The 2,096-nt window shown below is 73.8% G+C and carries 3 protein-coding genes; 1 reads left to right on the forward strand and 2 read right to left on the reverse strand.

All coding sequences use genetic code 11. The features are described from left to right. Positions 1-69: 69 nt before the first annotated feature. Complete coding sequence (locus tag ACYVE9_RS24230; protein WP_461030024.1) at positions 70-900, reverse strand: MBL fold metallo-hydrolase; 831 nt, start codon at positions 898-900, stop codon at positions 70-72. Next, complete coding sequence (locus ACYVE9_RS24235) at positions 897-1,763, reverse strand: NUDIX hydrolase (protein ID WP_461030025.1); 867 nt, start codon at positions 1,761-1,763, stop codon at positions 897-899. The genes ACYVE9_RS24230 and ACYVE9_RS24235 overlap by 4 nt, the downstream gene beginning before the upstream one ends. 115 nt (positions 1,764-1,878) lie before the next feature. Here ACYVE9_RS24235 and ACYVE9_RS24240 point away from each other — a divergent pair, with 115 nt between their 5' ends. After that, entirely contained in the window at positions 1,879-2,049 is a 171-nt protein-coding gene (locus tag ACYVE9_RS24240; RefSeq protein ID WP_461030026.1) for a hypothetical protein, read from the forward strand. The last annotated feature ends 47 nt before the right edge of the window (positions 2,050-2,096 follow it).

A 2,096-nucleotide genomic window follows, 5' to 3' on the forward strand; every position in this document is an offset into this window, starting at 1 on the left:
CCCGTCGCCGCGGACCCGCACGGGCCGACCCCCGCGTCGGCGGGCGCGCGGCCGCGACACGCCCGGGCGTCAGACGAGTCCGTGCTCGCGCAGGTACTCCAGCTGCGCCTGCACGGACAGCTCCGCCGCCGGCCACAGGCTGCGGTCCACGTCCGAGTAGACGTGGGCGACGACCTCGGCCGACGTCCGGTAGCCGATCTCGACGGCCGTCTCGACCTGCGCCAACCGCTTCGCGCGGTGCACGAGGTAGTACTCGATCGCACCCCGGGCATCGTCCAGCACCGGCCCGTGCCCGGGCAGAACGGTGCTCACCCCGTCCTCGACGACCAGTGCGCGCAGCCGCCGCAGCGAGTCCAGGTACTCGCCGAGCCGGCCGTCCGGGTGCGCGACGACGGTGGTACCGCGACCCAGCACCGTGTCGCCGGTCAACAGCGCCCGGTCGGCGGGCAGGTGGAAGCACAGCGAGTCGCGGGTGTGCCCCGGACTGGGCACGACCCACAACTCCATGCCCCCGGTGGTCACCACGTCACCGGCCACCAGGCCCTCGCTGCCCAGGCGCAGCTTCGGGTCCAGGGCACGGACCGGCGCCCCGGTCAGCTCGGCGAAACGGGCGGCGCCCTCCGCGTGGTCGGCGTGGCCGTGCGTCAGCAGCGTCATCGCGACCCGCCGACCGGCCTGCTCCACCGTCGCGACGACCTGCCGCAGATGCTCCTCGAGCAGGGGCCCCGGATCGACGACCACGGCCAGGTCCGAATCCGGCTCGGCGACGATCCAGGTGTTGGTGCCGTCCAGTGTCATCGCCGAGGGGTTGGGCGCCAGCACGCACTCGGTGCGCTCGGTGGCTCGTCCCCCGATGACGCCGTCACGCGGCAGTCCGGGGAGGGCAGCGGCGTCGCTCATACGGTGAAGATCCTCTTCTCGAACTCCTCGTGACCGGGCCAGCTCAGCACGATCTCCTCACCTCTCAGCGTCGCGCGTGCGAGCACGGGTGTCAGGTCGCGGGCGGACGCGGCAGCCAGCGCCTGCTCGGCGGTGCGGAACGGCTCGATCTCGCGCAGCGTCGCAATCGTGGGCGGCATCATCAGCAGCTCGCCCCGGTCGTAGCCGGCGGCGGCCTCGGCGGGCCGGATCCACACCGTGCGGTCGGCCTCACCCGACACGTCCCGGGTGCGCTGCCCGCTCGGCAGGGCGGCGACGAAGAACCAGGTGTCGTAGCGGCGGCTCTCGAACTCGGGCGTGATCCATCGCGCCCAGGCCCCCAGCAGGTCGCTGCGCAGCACCAGCGAGCGCCGTGCCAGGAAGTCCGCGAAGGACAGCTCACGATCGACGAGGGCGGCGCGGTCGGCCTCCCAGTCGTCGCCCGTGGTGTCGGCCACGACCGACTCCGCGTCCCGCCCGGCGAGCAGCACACCGGCCTCCTCGAACGTCTCCCGGACGGCCGCACACACCACGGCCTGCGCTTCGGCCGGTTCGAGCCCCAGGCGGCGGGCCCACTCGTCCCGGGACGGGCCGGCCCAGCGGACCGGGCTCTCGTCCCGCGGGTCCACCCCGCCGCCCGGATAGGCGTACGCGCCGCCGGCGAACGCCATCGAGGCGCTGCGCCGCAGCATGTGCACCGACGGGCCGCCGTGCTGCTCATCGGCGTCCCGCAGCAGCAGCACGGTGGCGGCCCGGCGGGGCGCCACCGGAATTAGTTCGCCCCTGGACAGGGCGCGGATCCGGTCCGGCCACTCGGGGGGATACCACTGACCGTTCTTCGACATGGCCGGATCGTACGGCGCGGGCGTATCGATGTTCGAGGGCGCGTCCAAGATGCCGGACTGCTCCATTCGGGTGAGAGTGGGGGAAACCGTCGGTGCCCAGCGTCGAGGAGTGGCCATGTCCGGAAGACACCAGCGCGAGCGGGGGACGTTCGTCGAGCAGCAGCGGCAGCGTGACACCGCCGCGGGACAACGCACTCGGCAGACCATGCGCGACCTGCACGCGGTCGCCGCGAAGACCCGGGGCAAGACGCAGAAGGCCACCGCGAAGCGGCAGGGCAGAGGCTGACGGGGCAGCGCCTCACCCGGCCCGGACGGGCCCGGCCCGGGGGCGGG

This window comes from Streptomyces sparsus (genome assembly GCF_054776295.1).